The following is a 23558-nucleotide window of genomic DNA, read 5'->3' on the forward strand; positions in this document are numbered from 1 at the left end:
GCGGTCAGCGCGCGTACCGTTCGACGAACGACCGGAGGATGCTGCCCGTGTGGGTCACCGGCATCCGCCGCACGGCTGCGAGGGTGAGGTCGAGTTCGTCCGCCGCGAAGTAGCCGTGATCGGCGTAGGCATGGATGCGCGTGACGATGCCGTCCACGTCGAGTTCGGGGTGGAACTGCGTCGCGTACACGTTGTCGCCCACGCGGAACATCTGCACAGGGCAGGCGGCGCCGCTCACCAGGAGTGTGGCCGAACGGGGGAGTGCCGAAATGGCCTCCTTGTGCCCGACGAAGGCGGTGAACTCGTCCGGGATCCCCGCCAGGAGAGGGTCGGCGGCGCCGGCGGGCGTGCGCCTCAGATCGACGACGCTGATGGGCTCGCCGTAGGTGCGGTCGATGACGGCGCCCTGATGGGCGCCGAGCGTGCCGATGCCGTAGCAGGCCCCCAGGAAGGGGAAGTCGCGGCCGACGACCTCATCGAGCAGCGTGTCGAACTCCGCTTCGACGCGACGCTGCGCCGGCGACTTACGCTCCAGCGGGTCGGACGCGTTGAAGGGTCCGCCGCCGACGAAGATTCCGGACCAGTCGTCGAGGTCGAGATGTCCGAGCGGGGTGGCCTCCATCCGCACCCGCACCAGCTCGTCCTCGGATAGGCCTGCGAACCGCCGGAACAGCGCGTACTCCTCGTCCGCGGGACCGTCCTCGGCGCGGGTGGCCAGCAGGAGGAACGGCTTCATCGCTCCTCCTCCCGGTTCGTGATCTGGTCCTGGATCGCGGCGAGGGTCGCGGCGACGACGGGATTCCTCGCGCCTTCGTCGCGGGCGACGGCCCAGTACGACAGTCGATGCTCCCACGCATCGGACAGTACGGGCACGAGCCGGTCGTCCCGGTCGGCGACGAAGTCCGGCAGGAGCCCGATCCCGGCGCCCGCGGCGGTGGCCTCGAGGTGCGCGAAAACGCTCGTCGAGCGCAGCGAAGGGGGGGAGTCGGGAAGCGCGTGGAGCGCCCGGTCCAGCTCGTCGACCTGGAGGGCCGACTCGATGTAGAAGACGAGCGGATGCCGGGCGAGCCCGCCGACGTCGGAGGGGGCGCCGTGCCCGCAGAGGTAGTCGCGAGATGCATAGAGACGGAGCGAGTAGTCGAAGATCGGCGTCGCGAACGCCCGGAAGACCTCGGGGCGGCCGGCGACGATCTCGAGGTCCACACCGGAGCGATGCTGGCGCGCGCGCTGCGTCACGGCCACCAGTTCGACGGTGAGGGAGGGATGGGTCCGACGCAGGTTGGTCAGGGCGGGTGCCAGGACGTGGGCTGTGAAAGCCTCGGGCGCCGCGATGCGCACCGCGCCGCGCAGGCCGCCGCTGTGCTCGCCGCCGGCGCTCGTGTCGGACGGGACCGCTCGGTCGCCGCCCGAGAGGTCTCGCAGCGATGCCTCGACGCGTTCGGCGATCGCGACGACGCGCTGGCCCTCCTCTGTGACGTCCCACCCGGCCGCGGAACGAACGAGGAGGCGCACGCCGACCGTGCGTTCGAGTGCTGCGATCCGACGGGACACGGTGGAGTGGTTCAGACCGAGGGCGTCCGCCGCGGCGGTGTAGCGCCCGCGTCGCGCGACGGCGAGGAACGTCATCAGCGCGTCGAGCGGCGGTTCGTCGGCGACAGGCATCCCTCGAGTGTGCAGGAATGCACAGTTGCGGTGCAAACTCGCTCGCCTCTGTGCGTTGAACGCAACCTGTCGCACGCGTACCGTGACTCGCATCGGCCTTCCGTGCCGATTGCTCGCGAGGAAGGGAGCGGCGATGGCGACGATCGCGTGGATAGGGCTCGGACACATGGGCTTGCCCATGAGCGGACATCTCGTCGCCGCCGGTCATCGGGTCGTCGGGGTCGATCTCGATCCCCGCGCGACCGAGGCTGCCGCGGCGCAGGGCGTGGAGATCGCTGACTCCGCGGCCGAGGCGGTGCAGGGCGCCGACGCCTGCGTCACGTCGTTGCCGCGCCCCGAGCACGTGCGCGCCGTCTACGGAGGAGAGGACGGCATCCTGGCGCGCAGCGCGCACGGCACGCTGCTCCTGGACACGTCGACCGTCGACGTCGAGACCACCGCCTGGTGTCATCTCGAAGCCGCCGCGCGCGGCCTCGCCTTCGTCGACGCGCCGATCTCCGGAGGAACCGCCGGTGCCGCCGCCCACACGCTCACCTTCATGCTGGGCGGTGAGCCGGATGCCGTCGAGCGCGCCGCCGGTCTCGTCGCACCGATGGCCGGAGCCGTCGTCCGCTGCGGCGGCGCGGGGGCCGGGATCGCCGCCAAGCTCGCGAACAACATGATGCTGTTCGTGAACGTGATGGCGATGGCCGAGGGAGCTCAACTCGCCGCACGCCTCGGCCTCGACTCGCGGGTGTTCTGGGAGGTCGCCAGCGCCTCCTCCGGATCGTCGTGGGCGGTGCGCACCTGGTACCCGGTCCCGGGGGTCGTCGAGACCGCGGCGGCCAACCGCGACTTCGAGGCATCGTTCTCGGTCGATCTCGCCCTCAAGGACTGCTCGCTCGCCGTCGCCGCCGGGACCGCGGCAGGACTCCGGCTGCCGGCCGCCGAGCTGGCGCAGTCGCAGCTGGAGCAACTCGCCGCGGACGGCCTCGGAGGCAGGGACTGCACTCTCGTCGCCCGATTCCCTTCCCCCGACGGCACCATACCCGGATGGCATCCGTCATCGTCCCCCGACCCCGCCCAGGAGCTCTCATGACCACGGCCCTCGACCTCGTCCTCATCCCGCACGTCATCGGCGGCGAACGCATTCTCGACGCCGAGCGGGTCGGGCCCGTCTTCGATCCCGCCACGGGAAGGCAGACGGGCGAGGTCGTGTGGGCTTCGGCCGAGCGGGTCCACGAGGCAGCGCTGATCGCTCAACGGGCCCAGCGCGCGTGGCGGGAGACCGGGCTCGGTCGTCGCCAGCAGATCATGTTCCGCCTCCGCGAGATCATCTCCTCGCGGGCCGAGGAGCTCGCGCGGATCATCACGGCCGAGCACGGCAAGACCGTCGACGACGCGCTCGGCGAGGTCGCGCGCGGACTCGAGAACGTCGAGTTCTGCACGGGGCTCATGCACCATCTCAAGGGAGACCACTCGGAGCAGGTCTCCGCGGGTCTGGACGTGTATCAGCTCCGGCAGCCGGTCGGTGTCGTCGCCTGCATCACCCCGTTCAACTTCCCCGCGATGGTGCCCCTGTGGATGGTGACGACCGCGATCGCCGCGGGGAACGCGGTCATCCTCAAGCCCAGCGAGCGCGATCCCTCCGCCGCGGTGTGGCTCGCCGACGCGTTCCGTGAGGCCGGGGTGCCCGACGGCATCCTGAACGTCGTGCACGGCGACCGCGAGGCGGTGGATGCCATCCTCGACGATCCCGTGATCCGGGCGGTGTCCTTCGTGGGCTCCACCGCGATCGCCCGCCACATCTACGAGCGCGCAGCCGCTGCAGGCAAGCGTGTGCAGGCCCTCGGCGGCGCGAAGAACCACATGATCGTCATGCCGGACGCCGACCTGGATGCCGCGGCCGACGCCGCCGTCTCGGCCGCCTACGGTTCGGCGGGGGAGCGCTGCATGGCGATCTCGGTCGTGGTGGCCGTCGGCGACGTCGCCGACGACCTCGTCGCGCGGATCGCCGAGCGGCTGCCCGGTCTCGTCGTCGGCGACGGGCGTGACCCCGCCACCGCGATGGGCCCGCTCATCTCGCGTGACGCGCTCGATCGCGTGACCGGCTTCGTGGCGGGCGCGACGGCGGAAGGGGCCGACCTCGTCGTCGACGGTCGTCAGGGGAGCCTTCCCGGCGACGGCCACTTCATCGGGCCCTCTCTGGTGGACCGCGTGCGACCGGGAATGCGCGTGTACGACGAGGAGATCTTCGGCCCCGTGCTCTCGATCGTCCGCGTCGCCGACTACGCGGCGGCCGTCGACCTCGTCAACGCCAGCCGCTACGCCAACGGCACGGCGGTGTTCACTCGTGACGGGAAGACTGCGCGGCAGTTCGGGTTCGACATCGAGGTGGGAATGGTCGGCGTCAATGTGCCGATACCGGTTCCGATCGGGGCCTACTCCTTCGGTGGGTGGAAGGACTCGCTGTTCGGCGATACGCACATGTACGGCCCCGAGGCCTTCGCGTTCTACACGCGTCGCAAGGTGATCACCACGAGATGGCCCGAGCCGAGCGAGAGCCAGATCAGTCTCGGCTTCCCGACGCACTGAGCCGGAAGCGCGGGCTGTCGTGGCCCCGGACTAGGCTGGAGTCGACGCGGAAAGGGAGGTCATCATGGCCATTGCACGCTTGCACGGAGGCCCGCTCGACGGGCAGGTCATCCCGATCGACGACGCGGCGGAGGATCGTCTGATCCTTCCCTACAGCGAGACCCAGGTGGTCTACGAACGCGGCGGCGCTCCCGAGAACACGGGTGAGGGCGACGGTCCCACGTCGTCCGATTTCCACTACCTCGAGGCTCAGGACGACATCGATCCCGACCCCGACAGCCGAGACGAGTGACCGGCGGCGACGCTGAGCGCACGCTCGAGATCGAGCGGAAGTACGACGTCGGCGACGAGACGCCGATCCCCGACTGGCGTGAGCTTGCGGGGGTGACGACGGTCGGCGCACCGGAGCGCAGGGCGCTCGATGCGCGCTACCTCGACACCGACGACGGCCGGCTCGGACGTGCGGCCGTCGCCCTGCGGCGCCGGACGGGCGGCCCCGACGAAGGTTGGCACATCAAGCACGCCACGCCCGAAGGCAAACACGAGGCGAGGTGGCCGCTCGACGATGCGTCGACCGATGCAGAAATCATCGTGCCGGATGCCGTAACGGCGACGCTTGCGGCTGAACACGGCTTCGGCGCCGTCGGTGAGCTCTCGACGGTCGCGCGGATACGCAACGAGCGCACGGCATACGCGCTGCGGAACGCGCGGGGCGACCTCGTCGCGGAGTTCGTCGACGATCGGGTCTCGGCGACCGACGTGCGTCGGGGAGTCGAGACGCGCTGGCGCGAGTGGGAGCTCGAGCTCGGGCCCGCCGCCCCCGCCGACGACGAGGGGCGAGACGCGCTCTTCGCCGCCGCGGACGCACTCGTGTCGGCTGTCGGCGGTTCGGTCTCGGCATCCGGTTCGAAGTTGGGTCGAGCGCTCGGGTTCTGACGCCGCCCTCGGCATCCCTCAGAACGGCACTGACGCCGCCCCCGGCTTCGTCGGGGCGGCGTCAGTGGTGGAGGCTCAGCGTACTCCGTCGACCTATGCAGTCAAATGCAACCTGGTCAGAGGGCGATCGATCAGAAGTTGATCATGTGGCCCGCGAGGCCGTGGAAGGCCTCTTGCAGCGCCTCGGACAGCGTGGGGTGCGTGTGGACGTTGCGCGCGAGTTCCAGCGCCGTGAGGTCCCACTTCTGCGCGAGGGTCAACTCGGGGAGCAGCTCCGACACATCCGGGCCGATCAGGTGGCCACCGACGAGCTCGAGGTGCTCGGCGTCGGCGATGAGCTTGACGAAGCCGACGGGCTCGCCGAGGCCGTGCGCCTTGCCGTTCGCCATGAAGGGGAACGTGGCGACCTTGTACTCGCGACCGGTTTCCTTGTACTGCGCCTCGGTGTACCCGAACGACGCGACCTGCGGCGAGCAGAAGGTTGCCCGCGGCATCATCCGGTAGTCGCCGAGCGCCATCGTCTCTGCGCCGCCGATGGTCTCGGCGGCCACGACACCCTGGGCTTCGGCGACATGGGCCAGCTGGAGCTTCGCGGTCACGTCGCCGATGGCGTAGATGCCCTCGACGTTCGTCCGCATGAAGTCGTCGATCGCGATGGCGCCACGATCGGTGAGCTCGACGCCCGTGTTCTCGAGACCGAAGCCCTCGACACGCGGTGCGAAGCCGATCGACATGAGCACCTTGTCGGCCTCGATGGAGCCCTGGGTGCCGCTCTTGTTGTCGGTGTACGTGACGGTGACCTTGTCGCCCGCGTCGACCACCGACTCCACCTTCGTCGAGACGAGGAGGTCGATGCCGTAGTTCTTGTACTGACGTGCGATCTCCTTCGAGACGTCGGCGTCTTCGTTGGGGAGGGCACGATCGAGGAACTCGATGATCGTCACCTTCACGCCGTAGTTCGACATGACGTACGCGAACTCCATGCCGATGGCACCCGCTCCGACGATCACGATCGAGCCCGGGAGCTCGCGCGAGAGGATCTGCTCCTCGTACGTGACGACGTTCTCGCTCAGTGTGACGCCGGGAAGGAGGCGCACGGTCGAGCCGGTGGAGATGATCACGTTGTCGAACGTGACCTCCTCGACCTGACCGTCGCTCTTGGTCACCGAGATCGCCTTGGGGCCGGTGAACGAGCCGCGACCCTCGTACTCCGTGACCTTGTTCTTCTTCATCAGGTAGTGGATGCCCTTGACCCGGCCATCGGCCACGTCGCGGCTGCGGTCCCAGGCGACGCCGTAGTCGAGCGAGAACTCGCCCGAGATGCCGAAGAACTCGGCCTTGTGCTTGAGCGTGTGGGCGATCTCGGCGTTCTTCAGCAGCGCCTTCGAGGGGATGCAGCCGACGTTGAGGCAGACGCCGCCCCAGTACTTCTCTTCGATGATGGCGGTGGACAGTCCGAGCTGCGCGGACCGGACCGCTGCGACATACCCACCAGGGCCGGCACCGAGGACGACGACGTTGTAATGAGGCATGCCTCCAGCCTAGTCCTCGCGGGAGGGGCGTCTCCTCGTCACGGCGAAGGCGACCACGGCTCCCGCCACGGCGATCACGCCGATCCCGATCCACACCGGAAGCAGTCCGTCGCCGGAGCCCTCGGACGGCAACGACGGGGCGGGCGTCGCACCGTCGCCGGGGGAGGACGGGGCGCCGACCGAGAAGGCGAACTCGCCCGAGATCGGGTGGCCGTCGCTGGACACCACTCGCCATGCGACCTCGACGGTGCCGGAGGCGTCGCCCGAGAGGGGCTGCGAGACGCGCACCCCGTCGAGGACGGGCTCACCCGCCGTGAGGTCGGTGCCCGTGGCATCCGTCACGACGACCTCCGTCGCACCGTCGCCCGAAAGGAGCACGCCGCTGAACGTCAGAGTGAGCGCATCGGGCAGGGTCTCGACGACCGCGTCCGCGGCAGGATCGGATCCGACGAGTTCGTCGTGGGCCGACGCGGGCGCCGCGACACCGACGAGAAGCAAGGCGGCGAGGGCGCTGAAGATGGCGAGGACACGGGGACGGAGGCGCTCGACGGTCACCCGATCCAGCCTACCGAAGCCGAGCGCTGCGAGCCCTGTCGCCGGAGCGCACGCGGGCCTACCATGGCGGCAGGTGCGCGCCGTCCGGGCGCGCCGTCGAGGGGAGAGGGGTGTCGAATGGACGCCATGATGCGGGATGCCATGACGCCGGAGATGATGTCGATGGAGGGCATGCCCGACCTCGACATGGCGCTGATGCAGGCGTGCATGGATGCCTGCGCAGCGTGCGAGCAGGCGTGCACGGTGTGCTCCGCCCAGATGATGGACGGCCGTCCCATGGACTGCGCGCCGGCCTGCTCCAACTGCGCCGACATGTGCAACACGATGATGCGCGCCATGATGCGGATGTCCGGCATGACACCGCCCGTGATGATGGCGATGCTCGACGCCTGCATCGCGATGTGTCAGGCCTGCATGGACATGTGCATGATGCACGCGGACATGAGCCCTGTGTGCAAGATGTGCGCCGACGCCTGTCAGGCGTGCATGGACGCGTGCATGGCGATGAAAGATGCCGTGTCCGCGGGGTGACCCGTGTCCTCGGCGCAGCTGCTGCTCACGCCAGCGGTGCGACGTTGAACACTCGTCCGGCCGCGTGGACCGCGTGGTGGCGCGGGTGGTAGGCGACGGGGCTCCCGGGAACGACGGCATCCACGATGCCGGCGCCATTCCACAGCTCTACGTCGGCACCGTCCTCCAGTCGGTGCAGCACGATCCGGCCGGCGCTCCGTTCCACCGTCGTGACGATCGCGTCCTCCCACTGCGCCGGCGTCGCCGATACGAGCCGTGCCTGGATCAGGTGGACGGCGTGCCCGGGAGCGAACGAGGAGCACGCTCCGCCGTGGGCGCACATGCACGGGGCATCCTGACGCACCGGTGCGGGCGTGAGGCGGTCGTGCGAGGCGTACACGGGAACTCCTTGTCGTGGGGCGCGGTTTCCGACAGGCTAGGCGAACACCCGTCGCCCCGTCGCAGCCGAAGAAACGCGGGGAAACAATCCGATCGCCCATGCCCGGGGCGGTTCGGTGCCCGGATCTGCTCTCCCGTGAGCACGGTGATCCGTTAGGGTGAATCAGGAGGAGGAAATCGTGGACGAGAACCGTCGCCCCGACGAGATCCGGCGAGAAGCCGAGTCGCCGCAGCGTGTGTCATCTGACACGACACAGACGTTCGGGCACGACTCGGATCTGTCCTTCATCCCCTTCGGAAGTGATCTCAGCGAGGTCGAACTCGAAGCGATCTCCGCGCTTCCGTCGCGCTCCGCGATGCTGCTGGTGAGGTCCGGCCCCACGGCGGGCGCGCGCTACCTCCTCGACAACGACGTGACGACGGTGGGCCGCCATCCGGAGGCCGACATCTTCTTCGACGACGTGACGGTGTCGCGTCGTCACGCCGAGATCACGCGCACCGGTGCGACGTTCGAACTCGTCGACCAGCGTTCGCTGAACGGTACGTACGTCAACGGAGAGCGCGTCGATCGTGCGGTCCTGACGAACGGCGCGGAACTGCGCATCGGCAAGTTCCGTCTCAACTTCTTCGCCTCGCCGGCCGATCGCGAGTCGGCCGGGTGAGCCCTGCGACTGCTCCCCGCGGACGTTCGACGTCCGCGGGTCACCTCAGCATCGGCCAGGTGCTAGCGCGACTCACCCCCGAATTCCCCCTGCTCAGCGCGAGCAAGCTCCGCTATCTCGAAGTTCAAGGGATCGTCACGCCCGTTCGCACCGAGTCGGGGTACCGCAAGTTCTCGCCCGTCGATGTCGAGCGACTGCGCACCACGCTCACGATGCAGCGCGACTACGGCATCCCTCTCGCTCGCATCCGCGAATATCTCGACGACCCCTCCGGCGATCTCTCGTCCATGCCCGCGTCGATCGTGCAGACTGCGCGCCGGCACCGGCGCGACGAGATGCTGACCGCCTCGGGCGCGTCGGCGAGTCTCCTCACCGATGCGATCAGCGCCGGTCTCATCCCCGCCGGCGACAGCTTCGATGACAGGGCGCTGTCGATGCTGCGCTCACTCACCGCACTCGACGCGCACGGCATCCAGCCGCGCCACCTCCGCAGTCTGCGGCAGGCGGCGGAGCGCGACGTCGCGCTCGTGGAGAACGCGCTGGCGCCCCTTCTGCGCAAGTCGGATCCCGCTTCTCGCGGCCGCGCGCACGAGCTGGCGCCCGAGCTCGTGCGTCGACTCGACGAGCTTCGCGCCGGCATTCTGCAGACGGCGCTCGAGCGACTGACCCCCTGACCGCAGCGCGACACGCCGAGGCGACACGGCCGGATGTCGTTGCCGGGTGAGCATCCCTCATCTAGCGTGGAACTGACAACCCGATGTAGGAGGCGAAATGACCGCGCATGACGCGATCGGCGAGCCGCAGTTCATGACTGACCTGCTGTTCACCGACGGCCTCCCGCAGATGGACGACGAAGTCGGATACCGCGGGGCGGTCGCCGCCCGCGCGGCGGGCATCACGTACCGTCAGCTCGACTACTGGGCGCGCACGGAACTCGTGGAGCCCACGGTCCGGGGCGCGTCGGGTTCGGGATCGCAGCGCCTGTACGGTTTCCGCGACATCCTCGTGCTCAAGCTCGTCAAGCGACTTCTCGACACCGGCATCTCCCTGCAGCAGATCCGCACGGCGGTCGAGCAGCTCCGGGCTGCCGGCATCCGTGATCTCGCGGGCACCACCCTCATGAGCGACGGCGCCTCGGTCTACCTGTGCACGTCGAACGACGAGGTCATCGACCTCGTCAGCCGCGGACAGGGCGTGTTCGGCATCGCGGTGGGCAAGGTTCTCCACGAGGTCGAGTCGACGCTCCTGGAGTTCGACCCGCAGGCACCCGATCCCGTCGATGAGTTGGCGGCGCGACGAGCCGTGCGGTCCGCCTGACCTTCACGCGATCCGGTGGCCTCGTCCCGAGGCCCGATTCGGCGAGCGTCGGAGCGTCGCCGCCGACGTGAAGCGCTACGCGCGCGCTTCGCCGGCAGCGGGAATGCGGCCCGTGCGCATGACCCGGTCGAGGAGCGCGTCGAAATCGCCCGCGAGTTCCTGAGCGGAATCTCCCGGCCAGATGTGGAGCGGCTTCGCGGCGCCCTGCGCCTGCTGAAGCGAGGTGCGCTCGGGCAGCTGAGGGGAGAGCACGAGGGGGCCGAACATGTCGCGGAGTTCCTTGATGCGGAACTGGTGCTCGATCGACTGCGGTCGAACGCGATTGACCACGATGCCCAGCGGCTGAAGCCGCGGCGAGAGTCCGCGTCGGATCTCTTCGATGGCGCGGAGCGCGCGGTCGGCCGCGGCAACCGAGAACAGACCCGGCTCGGTAACGACGATGACGCGGTCACTGGCGGCCCAGGCGGTGCGGGTCAGTGCGTTCAGCGAGGGGGCGCAGTCCACGAGGACGAGGTCGTAATCGGCCTCGATCGTCGCCAGCGCCTCCTCCAGCTTCCAGACGTCGCGCACGCTCGGGTGCGGACCGTCGAAGTTGATGGCGGACGGGCTGCCGATCATGACGTCGATCGTGCCGGGATGCACCTTCGCCCAGCCGCTGGAGGTGATCGCCTGGCGGACGACCTTCTCCTTCGGGTTCGCCAACACGTCGGCGATGTTCAGTCGACCTGCGACCTGGATGTCCATCCCCGTCGACACGTCGGACTGCGGGTCGAGGTCGACGACGAGGGTACGGACGCCTCGGGCGAACGCCGCCGAGGCGAGTCCGAGGGTCACCGTCGTCTTGCCGACCCCGCCCTTGAGAGAGCTGACGGAGAGTACGTGCACGAGGCACTACGTTACCGTCCCCTAGGCTGTGAGGACACTCAGGCGCTCCGGCGCCTCCCGGCATCCGGCGTCCGATGACGTGAACGCCCCGGTCATCCCACGTGAGGTGAGCATGTTCCGAAAGATCCTGGTCGCGAACCGCGGAGAGATCGCCATCCGCGCTTTCCGTGCCGCCTTCGAACTCGGTGCTCGCACCGTCGCCGTCTACCCGTACGAAGACCGCTACTCCCTGCACCGCCTGAAGGCCGATGAAGCCTACGAGATCGGCACGAAGGGTCACCCCGTCCGCGCGTACCTCGACGTGTCGGAGATCATCCGGGTCGCCAGGGAGAGCGGTGCGGATGCCATCTACCCCGGGTACGGCTTCCTGTCCGAGAACCCCGAACTCGCCGCCGAGGCTGCCGCCGCGGGGATCGCCTTCATCGGCCCGCCCTCGCGCGTACTGGAGATGGCCGGCAACAAGGTCACGGCGAAGGAGCACGCCATCGCGGCCGGCGTGCCCGTGCTGCGCTCGACGCCCGCGTCCGACGATGTGGACGCGCTCGTCGCGCAGGCGCCAGAGATCGGCTTCCCGATCTTCGTGAAGGCCGTCGCCGGCGGCGGCGGACGGGGGATGCGGCGCGTGGAGACGCCGGAGCAGCTGGCGCCCGCGCTGGCCGAAGCGATGCGGGAAGCGGACAGCGCCTTCGGCGACGCCCGCGTGTTCCTCGAGCAGGCCGTCCAGCGCCCGCGGCACGTCGAGGTGCAGATCCTCGCCGACGCCACCGGCAACACGGTCCACCTTTTCGAGCGCGACTGCTCCGTGCAGCGACGTCACCAGAAGGTGATCGAGATCGCGCCCGCGCCCAACCTCTCCGATGACATCCGCGAGTCCCTGCACCATCACGCCGTGGCGTTCGCGAAGTCGATCGGCTATCAGAATGCGGGCACCGTCGAGTTCCTGCTCGAGACGGCCGGCCCGCGCACCGGCGAGGTCGTCTTCATCGAGATGAACCCGCGCATCCAGGTGGAGCACACCGTCACCGAGGAAGTCACCGACGTCGACCTCGTGCAGTCTCAGATGCGGATCGCGGCGGGGGAGACCCTCGAGGATCTGGGACTCCGTCAGGAGCAGATCCGTCTCCGCGGAGCCGCGCTCCAATGCCGCATCACCACGGAAGACCCGACCCAGGGCTTCCGCCCCGACACCGGCAAGATCACGACGTACCGCTCGCCCGGCGGTGCCGGCATCCGTCTCGATGGCGGCACCACGGCGGCGGGCTCGCAGGTCAGCCCGCACTTCGACTCGATGCTCGCGAAGCTCACCTGTCGCGGGCGCGACTTCGAGGCCGCCGTCGTTCGGTCGCGGCGAGCGCTGGCGGAGTTCCGCATCCGCGGGGTGTCGACCAACATCCCCTTCCTCCAGCAGGTGCTGGACGACCCCGCCTTCGTGGTCGGCGATCTGAGCACGGCGTTCATCGACGAGCGTCCTCAGCTGCTCAAGGGACGGGAATCGAAGGACCGCGGATCGAAGATCATGGCGTGGCTGGCCGATGTGACGGTCAACAAGCCGCACGGCGAGAATCCGATCTCGATCACACCGGCGTCCAAGCTGCCCGCGATCGCGCTGTCCGGTGAGCCGCAGGCCGGGTCGCGCCAGCGTCTCCAGCAGCTCGGCCCGGAGGGTTTCGCCGCAGCCCTGCGTGCTCAGACGGCTCTCGCCGTCACCGAGACGACCTTCCGCGACGCACACCAGTCCCTCCTGGCGACCCGGGTGCGCACACGCGACCTCGTGACGGTCGCGCCGTACGTCGCGCGACTCACGCCTCAGCTGCTTTCGGTCGAGGCCTGGGGCGGTGCCACGTACGATGTGGCCCTCCGTTTCCTGGGTGAGGACCCGTGGGAACGACTCGACGCGCTGCGGGAGGCTCTCCCGAACGTCGCCATTCAGATGCTGCTCCGCGGACGCAACACGGTGGGCTACACCCCGTACCCGACCGCCGTGACGGATGCCTTCGTCCGAGAGGCCGCGGCATCCGGCGTCGACATCTTCCGCATCTTCGATGCTCTCAACGACGTCTCCCAGATGCGCCCCGCGATCGACGCGGTGCTGTCGACCGGCACCTCCGTCGCGGAGGTCGCGCTCTGCTACACGGGCGATCTCCTCGATCCCACCGAGAATCTGTACACGCTCGACTACTACCTCCGACTCGCGGAGCAGATCGTCGAGGCCGGCGCGCACATCCTCGCCATCAAGGACATGGCGGGACTGCTGCGCCCCGGTGCGGCCGCGACGCTCGTCACCGCTCTGCGGGACCGGTTCGACCTTCCGGTCCATGTGCACACGCACGACACCGCGGGTGGGCAGCTCGCGACCCTGCTGGCGGCGAGCGCCGCGGGCGCGGATGCCGTGGATGCCGCGGCCGCTCCGATGGCGGGAACGACCAGCCAGCCGTCGCTGTCGGCGCTGGTCGCCGCTCTTGCCCACACCGACCGTGACACCGGGCTGAACCTGCCCGCCGTGGCAGACCTCGAACCGTATTGGGAGGCGATGCGCCACCTCTACCACCCGTTCGAGTCGGGGCTGCCGGGTCCCACCGGCCGCGTGTACACGCACGAGATCCCCGGCGGACAGCTGTCGAACCTCCGACAGCAGGCCATCGCGCTCGGACTCGCGGACGACTTCGAGCTCATCGAGGACATGTACGCGGCGGCCAACGACATCCTCGGCCGTGTGCCGAAGGTGACGCCGTCGTCGAAGGTCGTCGGTGATCTCGCGCTCCACCTCGCGGCGGTCAAGGCAGACCCCGCGGACTTCGCGGCGAACCCGGAGAAGTACGACGTGCCCGATTCGGTCGTGGGCTTCATGGCCGGCGAGCTCGGAGATCTCCCCGGCGGGTGGCCGGAGCCCTTCCGCACGAAGGTGCTGCGCGGGCGTGAGGTGAAGATCGGGGTGACCGAGATCTCGGCCGCCCACCAGACGGCGCTGGCCGCGGATTCCGCGACCCGTCGTCGCACGCTCAACGAACTGCTGTTTCCCGCGCCCACGAAGACCTACCGCGAGGTCAAGGCGGCCTACGGCGACTTGAGCGTGCTCGAGACGGCCGACTACCTGTACGGCCTCACCCCGGGAACCGAGCACGTCGTCGAGATCGAACGCGGCGTGCAGCTCTACGTCGGCCTCGAGGCGATCGGCGCGGCCGACGACAAGGGCATGCGCACGGTCATGACGACGCTCAATGGGCAACTTCGCCCGGTGTTCGTGCGCGACCGCAGCATCGCCGTCGAAGGCCGACAGGCAGAGAAGGCGGATACATCACGACCGGGACAGGTGGCGGCACCGTTCTCGGGCGTCGTGACCCTCAAGATCGCCGTCGGCGACGCTGTCAGCGCGGGACAGCCCGTCGCCTCCATCGAGGCGATGAAGATGGAAGCGGCCATCGCTGCACCCGTCGACGGGGTCGTGGAGCGGGTGGTGATCCCCACGACGGCGCAGGTCGAAGCGGGTGATCTTTTGGTCGTCCTGCGGCCCGCCGAGTAGCCTTGCACCCTGGGCCGCGACATGCACCCGCGACCTGGGGATCTATCTGGAGTGAACAGCAGTGACGCCTGAGCGCAAAGACGAGACGCCCGACGAGCTCGAAAACGGGGTGCTGACCGCAGGCAGCATCGACACCGCCGGTATCGGCCTGATCGGCGGTTCGACCGCGCAGGTCGACGTCGACCTGCCGTCCCTGACGGCCGACGAGGACGATCTCCTGACCGAGGAGGAGCTGCTCGCGGAGGCCGACGACCTGCTCGGCGACCGGCCGAGCAACCACCCGGAGGACACCGTCGATGCGGAGCTCGTCGTCGACGCCGGCACGGGACCGCAGCCGATCAGCCGACGCGAAGCGCATCACCTCGGCGACCACGACGCCAAGCACGCCGTCGAGCGGGTCCACACCCGTACGGCGGATGTTCCCCTGCAGTCACGCCGGTTGGGCGAGTTCGAGGGCGGACGCGAGAGCTCCGATCTTCTCACCGCCGATCGCCTGCTCGACCCCGCTCACGTCGTGCGCCCCGAGCCCGAGGGCGGGTGGCAGCACTTCGTGTATTCGGTCACGGGCCACCGGGTGAACCTGGGAGACGGCAAGCGTGCCCGCGCCCGCAAGGAGCTCGACCGCCGCATCGCAGCGCCGTTGGGAGGCGGAGCCAAGTTCGTGCCGATCCTCTCCCGCAAGGGAGGCGTCGGAAAGACGACCGTCTCCACGCTCCTGGGTATGGCCCTGGCCGATGCGCGCGACGACCGCGTCATCGCGATCGACGCCAACCCCGATCGCGGCACGCTCGCCGATCGCATCGGCCGCGTCAGCGGCAAGACCGTCCGTGATCTCGTGCGCGTGCGCGGGGAAGTGGTCGGCTTCAACGATCTCTCCTCCATCGTGGCCCGCGACGAGACGCGACTCGACGTGCTCGCGTCCGACGCCGATCCGCGCGTGTCCGAGGCGTTCAACGACCGCGATTATCACGACGTTGCATCCGTCGCCGCCCATTACTACTCGATCGTCCTCACCGACACGGGCACCGGCATCGTGCACTCGGTGATGGAGGCCACCCTCCAGCTCGCCGATGTGCTCGTCGTGGTGGCGGGGCTCAGCGTCGACGAGGCGCGGCTGGCATCCGAGACGCTCACGTGGCTCGAGACGAACGGCTACGAAGACCAGGTTCGCAACGCGGTGGTGGTACTCAACACCGCCCGACCCGGCACGCCGCTCGTGCGCGCGTCGGAACTGGAAGCGCACTTCGGCACCCGGGTGCGCACGGTCGTGCGGATGCCGTACGACCCGCACCTGGCCGCGGGCAGCGCCGTCTCCTTCCGTGACCTGCAGCCCGCGACCCGTCAGGCGGCACGCGAACTGGCCGCGACGGTCGTCGAGGGCCTGCGCATCCTGGCATCCGCCTGATGGCCGTCCGTCCCATTCGCCTCTTCGGCGACCCCGTGCTGCGCGCCCCCTCCGCACCCGTGGAATCGATCGACGACGGGGTGCGAGCGCTCGTCCAGGATCTGCTCGACACCGTGGAGCTCCCGGGACGCGCGGGGGTGGCCGCGCCGCAGATCGGGGTCGGCGTTCGCGCTTTCAGCTACAACGTCGACGGCGTCATCGGCTATGTGCTCAACCCGGTCATCGTCGAGCTGTCGGGTGAGCCGCAGCCGACAGGCGAAGGATGCCTCTCGGTGCCGGGACTCTGGCACGACGCTATCCGTTACCCGCATGCAAAGGTCGTGGGCATCGACCTCGACGGCAACGAACTCGTGCTGGAGGGCGACGGTCTGTTCGCACAGGCGCTGCAGCACGAGACCGACCACCTCGACGGCATGCTCTATCTCGAACGGCTCGACCCCGCCACGCGCAAGGTCGCGATGCGCGAGGTGCGCGAGTCCGACTGGTTCTGACACCCGTCGGACCCGCGCCCCCGATCAGCCGAGCGACACGTTCGTCGTGGTCACCGGAACCGCGTAGAGGTCCTCGATCTGCTTCGCGAAGTCGCTCATGATGACGTTGCGCTTGATGCTCATCTTCGGGGTGAGGTGGCCGCTGGCCTCGGTCCACTCCGAATCGAGGATCTCGAACTTGCGGATGGACTCGGCGCGCGAGACCCCCTTGTTGGCGATGTCGATCGCACGCTGCACCTCTGCGCGCACCTTCGGGTTCTTCGCCGCATCCGCCAGCGACATGTCGGCCGGAAGCTCGTTGTTGCTCAGCCACGCCGGCAGCATCTCCGGGTCGAGGGTGACCAGCGCGGAGATGAAGGGCTTCTGGTCTCCGACGACGACGACCTGACCGACGATCGGGTTCGCGCGGATCGGGTCCTCCAGGGCGGCCGGCGCGACGTTCTTTCCGCCCGCGGTGACGATGATCTCCTTCTTGCGACCGGTGATCGTGAGGAAGCCCTCCTCGTCGAACGACCCGATGTCGCCCGTCTTGAACCAGCCGTCGTCGAAAGCGTCGGCGGTGGCTTCGGGATTGCGCCAGTACTCCTTGAAGACGTTGATGCCGCGCACCTCGATCTCGCCGTCGTCGGCCAGGCGCACGCCGACACCGGGGAGCACCGGACCGACCGTGCCGATCTTCGACTTCTTCGCGAGGTTGACGGTGGCGGGGGCTGTCGTCTCGGTGAGGCCGTAGCCTTCGAGGATCGTCACGCCGAGGCTGTGGAAGAAGTGACCCAGGCGGGCTCCGAGCGGTGCCGACCCCGAGACCGCATACGTGACGCGACCGCCCATGGCGGCGCGCAGCTTGCTGTACACGAGCTTGTCGAAGAGGGCGAACTTGATCTTCGTGCCCAGCGGAACCTTCTTCCCCTCCTGGAGGAGCCGCGAGTGCTCGATCGCGGTGTGGGCGGCGGCGCGGAAGATCTTGCCCTTGCCGCCGGCTTCGGCCTTCTGCTCCGCCGAGTTGTAGACCTTCTCGAAGACGCGCGGGACGGCCAGCAGGAACGTGGGCTGGAACGAGCCGAGCGCGGGGAGGAGCTGCTTCGTATCGGGCTGGTGGCCCGTCTTCACTCCCGCGTGGATGTCGAGGATCGAGATGAACCGTGCGAAGACGTGAGCCGTCGTGATGAACAGCAGCGTCGAGGCGCCCGGGGTGTTCACGACCTCCGACAGTGCCTTCGCCGAGTTCCGGGAGAGCTCGACGAAGTTGCTGTGGGTCAGCACGCAGCCCTTCGGGCGTCCGGTCGAGCCGGACGTGTAGATGAGGGTCGCGATGTCTGCGCCGACGGCGAGGTTGCGTCGCCGCTCGATCTCATCGTCCGATACGTCCGTGCCCTTCGCGCGCAACTCGTCGAGGTCGCCCGAGGCCATCGTCCAGACGTCCCGGACGAGCGGTACCTCCGAGCGGATCTCCGCGACGCGGCTGGCGTGATCGGCGGACTCCGCGATGACGGCCACGGCGCCGGAGTCGGAGAGGATCCAACTGACCTGCGATGCGGAGCTGGTCTCGTAGATGGGCACCATGACGGCCCCGGCGAAGAAGAGGGCGAAGTCGACGAGTGTCCACTCGTACGTCGTGCGGGCGATGAAACCCACCTTGTCGCCCGGCTGTACGCCGACGGCGGCGAAGCCCTTGGCCAGGGCGACCACCTCGCGCTGGAACTCGGCGGCGGTGATGTCGCGCCAGCCGTCGCCCTCGGGTACGGCGAACAGAGCGAGCGATGGCGTGGCCTTGACGCGCTCGACCAACAGGTCGCTGACGTTGGCCTGAGGGTCGGCGGGGACGACCGCGGGGACTTCGAATTGGACGGCGCTCATGGGCGGCAACTCCTTCGGTACCGGTACAGCGTCGGAAGTGACGGGTTGGCACTGAGTCTAGCCGGTGGCAATACCCGGTCCACCGGCCCGCGTGCGGCGAAGGGAGCGGACTAGACTTCTGCGGATGCCGCGCGCGCCGCGCCGGCGTGGGAGGAGCAGCGTGCACAGCGTCGGCATCGATATCGGCGGGACGAAGATCGCCGGGGGCGTCGTCGCGGAAGACGGCTCGATCGTCGAACGACTTCGCGTCGTGACACCCGAGGCGCCCGCCGAGCTCGCCGACGCCGTCGCCGCGATGGTGCTCGACCTCGCCTCCCGCCACGACGTGCGCACGGTCGGTGTCGCCGCGGCCGGCTTCATCGACGCCACCCGTTCGGTGATCGTCCACGCACCCAACATCGACTGGCACGACGAGCCCTTGCGAGCCGAGCTGGAGGCCCGAATCGGCCGCTCGGTGACGCTGGAGAACGACGCGAACGCAGCCGGCTGGGGCGAGTACCGCTTCGGTGCCGGTCAGGGGTGCGCCAATCTCGTCATGCTCACGCTCGGCACCGGCGTCGGAGGAGCGGTCATCATCGACGGCAAGCTGCTGGTCGGCGGCAACGGCATCGGCGGCGAGTTGGGGCACATCCGCTTCATCCGCGGCGGGCGTCCCTGCGGCTGCGGGCAGAACGGATGCCTGGAGCAGTACGCGTCGGGACGCGCGCTGCAGCGGGAGATCGCCGACATCGCGGATGCCGGTGGTATCGGCGCCGCGATGGCGGCGGCGCAGGACGAACGTGGAATCGTCCACGGAGCGGACATGGCGCGCCTCGTGACGGCGGCGGACCCGGGGGCTCTCGAGGCTCTCAACCGGGTGGCGACGGCCCTCGGTGAGGCGTGCGGTGAGTTTCAGGCGGTCTTGGACCCCGAACTGTTCGTCATCGGGGGCGGAGTGGCCGACCTGGGCGATGCGCTCCTCGCGCCCGTCCGCCTCGCGTATGAGACCTCGCTCCCCGGCTACGGCGACCGGCCGGTCGCGAGCTTCGCGATCGCGACGCTCGGCAACGACGCCGGGCTCATCGGTGTGGCAGACCTCGCGAGGATCCGGGGCTGACGATGTTCTACTGGTTCATGAAGTACGTGGTCATCGGGCCGATCGTCAAGGCGATCTTCCGGCCATGGATCGTGGGCCGCAGCAACATCCCGTCGTCGGGCGCCGCCATCCTCGCGAGCAATCACCTCTCGGTGAGCGACTCGATCTTCCTCCCGCTGATGATCGACCGGCCCATGTCGTTCCTCGCCAAGAGCGACTACTTCACCGGCAAAGGGATCAAAGGCTGGGCCACGCGCATGTTCATGAAGGCGACGGGGCAGATCCCGATCGACCGCACGGGCGGCAAGGCATCCGAAGACTCGCTCAACACGGGACTGCAGGTGCTGGGTCGGGGTGATCTTCTCGGGATCTACCCGGAGGGGACGCGCAGCCCCGACGGCAAGCTGTACCGAGGACGCACGGGCCTCGCGCGAATGGCCCTGGAGGCGCGAGTGCCGGTCATCCCCGTCGTCATGGTCGACACCGGGACGATCATGCCCATCGGTCGTTCCATTCCCCGCATCGGACGGGTGGGCATGGTGATCGGGGAGCCGCTCGATTTCCGGCGTTTCCAGGGGATGGAGAGCGACCGCTACGTGCTGCGCTCGGTGACCGACGAGATCATGGTCGCGCTGCAGCGGCTGGGGGAGCAGGAGTACGACGACGTGTACGCCTCCACGGTGAAGGACCGCGTCCCGAGCGTGACGTGAGCGGGCGTTCCCGGGAGCGTCACATCGATCCGAGGCGTCACCCCGCGCCACTAGACTGAACGGATGCCCGCACCGCTCGACGCCCTCGACTCGTGGCGTTCGCTTCCCATCAAGCAGCAGCCCCTCTGGAACGACCTCGATGCGGTCGCCGCCGTCTCCGCCGAGATCGCCACACTCCCGCCGTTGGTGTTCGCCGGTGAAGTGGACAACCTGCGGGACCGGCTCGCGCGTGCCGCGAGCGGTCGCGCATTCCTGCTGCAGGGCGGCGACTGTGCGGAGACCTTCGCCGGAGCGACGGCGGAGCAGATCCGCAACCGCATCAAGACGGTGCTGCAGATGGCGGTCGTCCTGACCTACGGCGCGTCGATGCCGGTCGTGAAGATGGGCCGGATGGCCGGTCAGTTCGCGAAGCCGCGATCGAGCGACACCGAGACGCGCGGCGACGTGACGCTGCCGGCATACCGCGGCGACATCGTCAACGGCTACGACTTCACCGAGGCCTCCCGCGCCGCCGACCCGCGCCGCCTGCTGAAGGGCTACCACACGGCGGCGTCCACCCTGAACCTCATCCGGGCCTTCACGCAGGGTGGCTTCGCCGACCTTCGCGAAGTGCACAGCTGGAACCAGGGCTTCGCGAAGAACCCCGCGAACGTTCGGTACGAGCGCCTCGCGAGCGAGATCGATCGCGCCATCAAGTTCATGGAAGCGGCGGGGGCGAACTTCGACGAGCTCCGCGGCGTCGAGTTCTACACGGGCCACGAGGGTCTGCTCATGGACTACGAGCGACCCATGACGCGCATCGATTCGCGCACGCACACGCCGTACAACACGTCGGCGCACTTCCTGTGGATCGGGGAGCGCACGCGTGATCTCGACGGCGCACACGTCGACTACTTCTCGAAGATCCGCAACCCGATCGGCGTGAAGCTCGGCCCCACGACCTCGACCGACACAGCCCTCGCGCTCATCGACAAGCTCGATCCGGAGCGCGAGCCCGGACGGCTCACGTTCATCACCCGGATGGGCGCGGGCAAGATCCGCGACGCGCTGCCGCCGCTGCTGGAGGCCGTGAAGGATGCCGGGGCGACCCCGCTGTGGGTGACCGATCCGATGCACGGCAACGGCATCACGACGCCGACCGGCTACAAGACGCGTCGTTTCGACGACGTCGTCGACGAGGTGCGCGGGTTCTTCGAGGCCCACCGCGCCGTCGGAACGTTCCCGGGTGGCATCCACGTCGAGCTCACCGGCGACGACGTCACGGAGTGCCTGGGCGGTTCGGAGATGATCGACGAGGCGACGCTGGCGACGCGCTACGAGAGCCTGTGCGACCCGCGTCTGAACCACATGCAGTCGCTCGAGCTCGCGTTCCTGGTCGCCGAGGAGCTCGAGAAGCGCTGAGGCCGATCCGCTTCGCGGATCGATCAGTCCTCGCGGACGTCGATCGAAATCGTCACCGTGGTGCCGGCGCGCTGCAACGAGCCCGCGCTCGGATCCTGACCGACGACCTCGGTGAGGTCGTTGATAGCGATGTTCCAGGGGAAGACGACGCCGGCGACCTCGAACCCTGCGTCGCGCAGTGTCTGCACCGCCCCGTCGCGCGTCATCCCGACGACGCTCGGCACCTCGAACAGCTGGGGGCCCTTCGACACGACGAGGGTCACCGTCTCACCGGGACGGAAGGAACCCCCGCCTTCGCGCTCGCGCATACGGATGACGCGACCCTCGTCGACGGAGTCGCTGAAGTCCTCGACGGTGTCGACATCGAGTCCCACGTCCTTCAGAGTCGCCTCCGCGTCGGCGATCTTGTCGCCGACCACGTCGGGCACCGGTCCGAGCGAGTAGCGGATCTCGGCGGTCGAACCCTCGAGCACCTCGCATCCGTCGGCGCACGCGATGGGCTCGGCATCCTCGCTCTGGGTCACATAGACCCGCACGACCCGGTTCTCGCCGAACGACGTGAAGTACGGGTCGGATGCCGTCACCTCGATGTTCGCGTCGGCCAGCAACGCGGTGACCTCGTCGACGGTGCGGTCCTGCAGGGCGGGGAGAGTGGCGGTCGCCGGACCCAGCGAGAGGATCACCTCGACGTCCGCACTCTTCGGGAGACGGGTGCCCTCGCCAGGGTCGGTGCGGATCGTGCGGCCCTCCGCGACGTCGAGCGAGTGCTCCCCACCCTTCACCGCCACGAGGTCGAGGTCCGCCAAGGTCGACTCCGCGTCCGAGAACGTCGCTCCGGCGAGGCCGGGAACGGCGACGAGCGATCCCGGGCCGGATCCGAACCACCAACCGGTGCCACCGGCCGCGCCGGCCATCAGCAGCACGAGGATCAGGAGCCAGGCGCCCTTCGCGCTGTTGCGTCGGGCGCGGCGTCGCAGCTTCGTCGCGTTGTCGACCTCTTCAGAGACGACGGGAGCGGTGAAGGTGCCCGGGAGGACCTTCGTCAGTTCGCCGGAGTCGACGCCGGAGTCTCCGACGACGATCCCGGCTGGCGCAGGACGCACGACGTGCGGGTGAACGCCGAGCTCCTTCTCGATCTCTCGCAGGCGATCGAGCATCGCGCGCGCATCGTCGGGGCGGTCGTCCGGCTGGCGCTCCGTGGCCCACAGCACGAGTTCGTCGAGCGGCTCGGGCACTCCGGGGTTCTTCGCGCTGGGCCGCGGCACGGAGTCGGTCGCATGCTGATACGCGATCTGCATGGGCTGCTCGCCCTTGTACGGCTGCTCTCCCGTGAGCATCTCGTACAGCATGATGCCGAGCGCGTAGATGTCGCTGCGGGCATCGGCGGTGCCGCGGGTGACGAGCTCGGGGGCGAGGTAGGCGATCGTCCCCAGGAGCATCTGACCCGTCGCCGTGTTGGCGCTCGTCGCTCGGGCGAGCCCGAAGTCGCCGATCTTGATGCGCCCGTCCTCGGCGAGCAGCACGTTCTCGGGCTTCACATCGCGATGGACGATGCCCGCGCGGTGGGCCGCCGCGAGCCCGGACAGGACGGCATCCATGATGGTGATCGTCTGCGGGATGCTGAGCCGACGCTGCTCGCGCAGAAGCTCGCGCAGCGTGATGCCGGGCAGGTACTCCATGACGAGGTACGCCATCTCGCCGTCCTGGCCCTGGTCGAACACGTTCACGACGTGCGGGTCGGCCAGCCGCGCGGCCGCGCGTGCCTCCTGGATGAAGCGGCTCTGGAAGACGGTGTCGTCGGAGAGGTGTCCGTGCATCACCTTGAGCGCGACGCGACGCTCGAGGCGCAGGTCGGTGGCGACGTAGACGGTCGCCATTCCGCCACGCGCGATGCGAGCACGCACCCGGTACCGGCCGTCGACCAAACGGCCGATCAGCGGGTCGGTCTGCGGGTTCGTGCTCACGCGACGAGTCTACGGAGCGCGGACGGTGCGCCCGGGGAGCGGCTCACCCTCATCGCGACACCGTTACGCAGCCGGAATCCGTGGCACGACCACCGGGCGCGCG

Annotated in this window: 22 protein-coding genes; 14 read left to right on the forward strand and 8 right to left on the reverse strand. The window is 69.0% G+C overall.

All coding sequences use genetic code 11. The features are described 5' to 3' along the window. Positions 1-4: 4 nt before the first annotated feature. Both ACSQ18_RS05590 and ACSQ18_RS05595 read right to left on the reverse strand, forming a co-directional pair. Positions 5-736, reverse strand: coding sequence for a glutamine amidotransferase (locus ACSQ18_RS05590; RefSeq protein WP_436036158.1), 732 nt, complete (start codon positions 734-736; stop codon positions 5-7). Beyond that, positions 733-1662, reverse strand: coding sequence for a LysR family transcriptional regulator (locus ACSQ18_RS05595; protein WP_436036159.1), 930 nt, complete (start codon positions 1660-1662; stop codon positions 733-735). The genes ACSQ18_RS05590 and ACSQ18_RS05595 overlap by 4 nt, the downstream gene beginning before the upstream one ends. 133 nt (positions 1663-1795) lie before the next feature. Here ACSQ18_RS05595 and ACSQ18_RS05600 point away from each other — a divergent pair, with 133 nt between their 5' ends. From ACSQ18_RS05600 to ACSQ18_RS05615, 4 genes are all read left to right on the forward strand, one after another. After that, positions 1796-2740: an NAD(P)-dependent oxidoreductase gene (locus tag ACSQ18_RS05600; RefSeq protein WP_436036160.1), complete on the forward strand. Its 945-nt coding sequence runs from the start codon at positions 1796-1798 to the stop codon at positions 2738-2740. Beyond that, entirely contained in the window at positions 2737-4236 is a 1500-nt protein-coding gene (locus tag ACSQ18_RS05605) for a CoA-acylating methylmalonate-semialdehyde dehydrogenase (RefSeq protein ID WP_436036161.1), read from the forward strand. Before ACSQ18_RS05600 ends, ACSQ18_RS05605 begins: the two co-directional genes overlap by 4 nt. A gap of 64 nt (positions 4237-4300) precedes the next feature. After that, positions 4301-4528, forward strand: coding sequence for a response regulator (locus ACSQ18_RS05610; RefSeq protein WP_436036162.1), 228 nt, complete (start codon positions 4301-4303; stop codon positions 4526-4528). Next, the gene (locus ACSQ18_RS05615) at positions 4525-5172 is read left to right on the forward strand and encodes a CYTH domain-containing protein (protein ID WP_436036163.1); all 648 of its coding nucleotides are present in this window, start codon (positions 4525-4527) and stop codon (positions 5170-5172) included. Before ACSQ18_RS05610 ends, ACSQ18_RS05615 begins: the two co-directional genes overlap by 4 nt. A gap of 131 nt (positions 5173-5303) precedes the next feature. Here ACSQ18_RS05615 and lpdA read toward each other — a convergent pair whose 3' ends face one another. Together lpdA and ACSQ18_RS05625 are read right to left on the reverse strand one after the other, a co-directional pair. Continuing rightward, positions 5304-6704 (reverse strand): dihydrolipoyl dehydrogenase, encoded by a 1401-nt coding sequence (lpdA, locus tag ACSQ18_RS05620; RefSeq protein WP_436036164.1) that lies wholly within the window; start codon positions 6702-6704, stop codon positions 5304-5306. 9 nt (positions 6705-6713) lie between these two features. Continuing rightward, entirely contained in the window at positions 6714-7259 is a 546-nt protein-coding gene (locus ACSQ18_RS05625; RefSeq protein WP_436036165.1) for a copper resistance CopC family protein, read from the reverse strand. A 117-nt stretch (positions 7260-7376) separates the two neighbouring features. Between ACSQ18_RS05625 and ACSQ18_RS05630 the strand changes: the two genes are divergently transcribed. Further along, entirely contained in the window at positions 7377-7790 is a 414-nt protein-coding gene (locus ACSQ18_RS05630) for a hypothetical protein (protein WP_436036166.1), read from the forward strand. Between the two features lie 25 nt (positions 7791-7815). On the opposite strand, the gene ACSQ18_RS05635 is transcribed toward ACSQ18_RS05630, so the two are convergent. Further along, the gene (locus ACSQ18_RS05635) at positions 7816-8169 is read right to left on the reverse strand and encodes a hypothetical protein (protein ID WP_436036167.1); all 354 of its coding nucleotides are present in this window, start codon (positions 8167-8169) and stop codon (positions 7816-7818) included. A gap of 178 nt (positions 8170-8347) precedes the next feature. Between ACSQ18_RS05635 and ACSQ18_RS05640 the strand changes: the two genes are divergently transcribed. The 3 genes from ACSQ18_RS05640 (at position 8348) to ACSQ18_RS05650 (ending at position 10147) form a co-directional block, all read left to right on the forward strand. Next, entirely contained in the window at positions 8348-8830 is a 483-nt protein-coding gene (locus ACSQ18_RS05640; RefSeq protein ID WP_144807622.1) for an FHA domain-containing protein, read from the forward strand. After that, on the forward strand, positions 8827-9504 hold the full coding sequence (gene ftsR, locus ACSQ18_RS05645) for a transcriptional regulator FtsR (RefSeq protein WP_436036168.1): 678 nt from the start codon (positions 8827-8829) through the stop codon (positions 9502-9504). The genes ACSQ18_RS05640 and ftsR overlap by 4 nt, the downstream gene beginning before the upstream one ends. A gap of 97 nt (positions 9505-9601) precedes the next feature. After that, complete coding sequence (locus tag ACSQ18_RS05650; protein WP_144807624.1) at positions 9602-10147, forward strand: MerR family transcriptional regulator; 546 nt, start codon at positions 9602-9604, stop codon at positions 10145-10147. Between the two features lie 75 nt (positions 10148-10222). Here ACSQ18_RS05650 and ACSQ18_RS05655 read toward each other — a convergent pair whose 3' ends face one another. Further along, positions 10223-11032, reverse strand: coding sequence for a ParA family protein (locus ACSQ18_RS05655; protein ID WP_436036169.1), 810 nt, complete (start codon positions 11030-11032; stop codon positions 10223-10225). Positions 11033-11144: 112 nt separating this feature from the next. Between ACSQ18_RS05655 and ACSQ18_RS05660 the strand changes: the two genes are divergently transcribed. The 3 genes from ACSQ18_RS05660 (at position 11145) to ACSQ18_RS05670 (ending at position 16448) form a co-directional block, all read left to right on the forward strand. Next, entirely contained in the window at positions 11145-14552 is a 3408-nt protein-coding gene (locus tag ACSQ18_RS05660) for a pyruvate carboxylase (RefSeq protein WP_436036170.1), read from the forward strand. A gap of 61 nt (positions 14553-14613) precedes the next feature. Continuing rightward, on the forward strand, positions 14614-15957 hold the full coding sequence (locus ACSQ18_RS05665) for a MinD/ParA family ATP-binding protein (protein ID WP_436036171.1): 1344 nt from the start codon (positions 14614-14616) through the stop codon (positions 15955-15957). Beyond that, positions 15957-16448: a peptide deformylase gene (locus tag ACSQ18_RS05670; RefSeq protein WP_436036172.1), complete on the forward strand. Its 492-nt coding sequence runs from the start codon at positions 15957-15959 to the stop codon at positions 16446-16448. Before ACSQ18_RS05665 ends, ACSQ18_RS05670 begins: the two co-directional genes overlap by 1 nt. Before the next feature lie 24 nt (positions 16449-16472). On the opposite strand, the gene ACSQ18_RS05675 is transcribed toward ACSQ18_RS05670, so the two are convergent. Further along, positions 16473-18305, reverse strand: a complete 1833-nt coding sequence (locus ACSQ18_RS05675; RefSeq protein WP_436036173.1) for an AMP-dependent synthetase/ligase — start codon at positions 18303-18305, stop codon at positions 16473-16475. A gap of 160 nt (positions 18306-18465) precedes the next feature. On the opposite strand from ACSQ18_RS05675, the gene ACSQ18_RS05680 reads away from it, so the two are divergent. The 3 genes from ACSQ18_RS05680 (at position 18466) to ACSQ18_RS05690 (ending at position 21491) form a co-directional block, all read left to right on the forward strand. Beyond that, positions 18466-19401 (forward strand): ROK family protein, encoded by a 936-nt coding sequence (locus ACSQ18_RS05680; protein WP_436036174.1) that lies wholly within the window; start codon positions 18466-18468, stop codon positions 19399-19401. A gap of 2 nt (positions 19402-19403) precedes the next feature. Beyond that, complete coding sequence (locus ACSQ18_RS05685) at positions 19404-20090, forward strand: lysophospholipid acyltransferase family protein (RefSeq protein WP_436036175.1); 687 nt, start codon at positions 19404-19406, stop codon at positions 20088-20090. Between the two features lie 63 nt (positions 20091-20153). After that, a complete protein-coding gene (locus ACSQ18_RS05690) occupies positions 20154-21491 on the forward strand; it encodes a class II 3-deoxy-7-phosphoheptulonate synthase (protein WP_436036176.1) in 1338 nt (445 codons plus the stop codon). A gap of 23 nt (positions 21492-21514) precedes the next feature. On the opposite strand, the gene pknB is transcribed toward ACSQ18_RS05690, so the two are convergent. Beyond that, entirely contained in the window at positions 21515-23455 is a 1941-nt protein-coding gene (pknB, locus tag ACSQ18_RS05695) for a Stk1 family PASTA domain-containing Ser/Thr kinase (RefSeq protein ID WP_436036177.1), read from the reverse strand. Positions 23456-23558 lie beyond the last annotated feature (103 nt).

It is taken from the genome of Microbacterium sp. LjRoot45, from assembly GCF_964253325.1.
Taxonomy (GTDB): Bacteria; Actinomycetota; Actinomycetes; order Actinomycetales; family Microbacteriaceae; genus Microbacterium.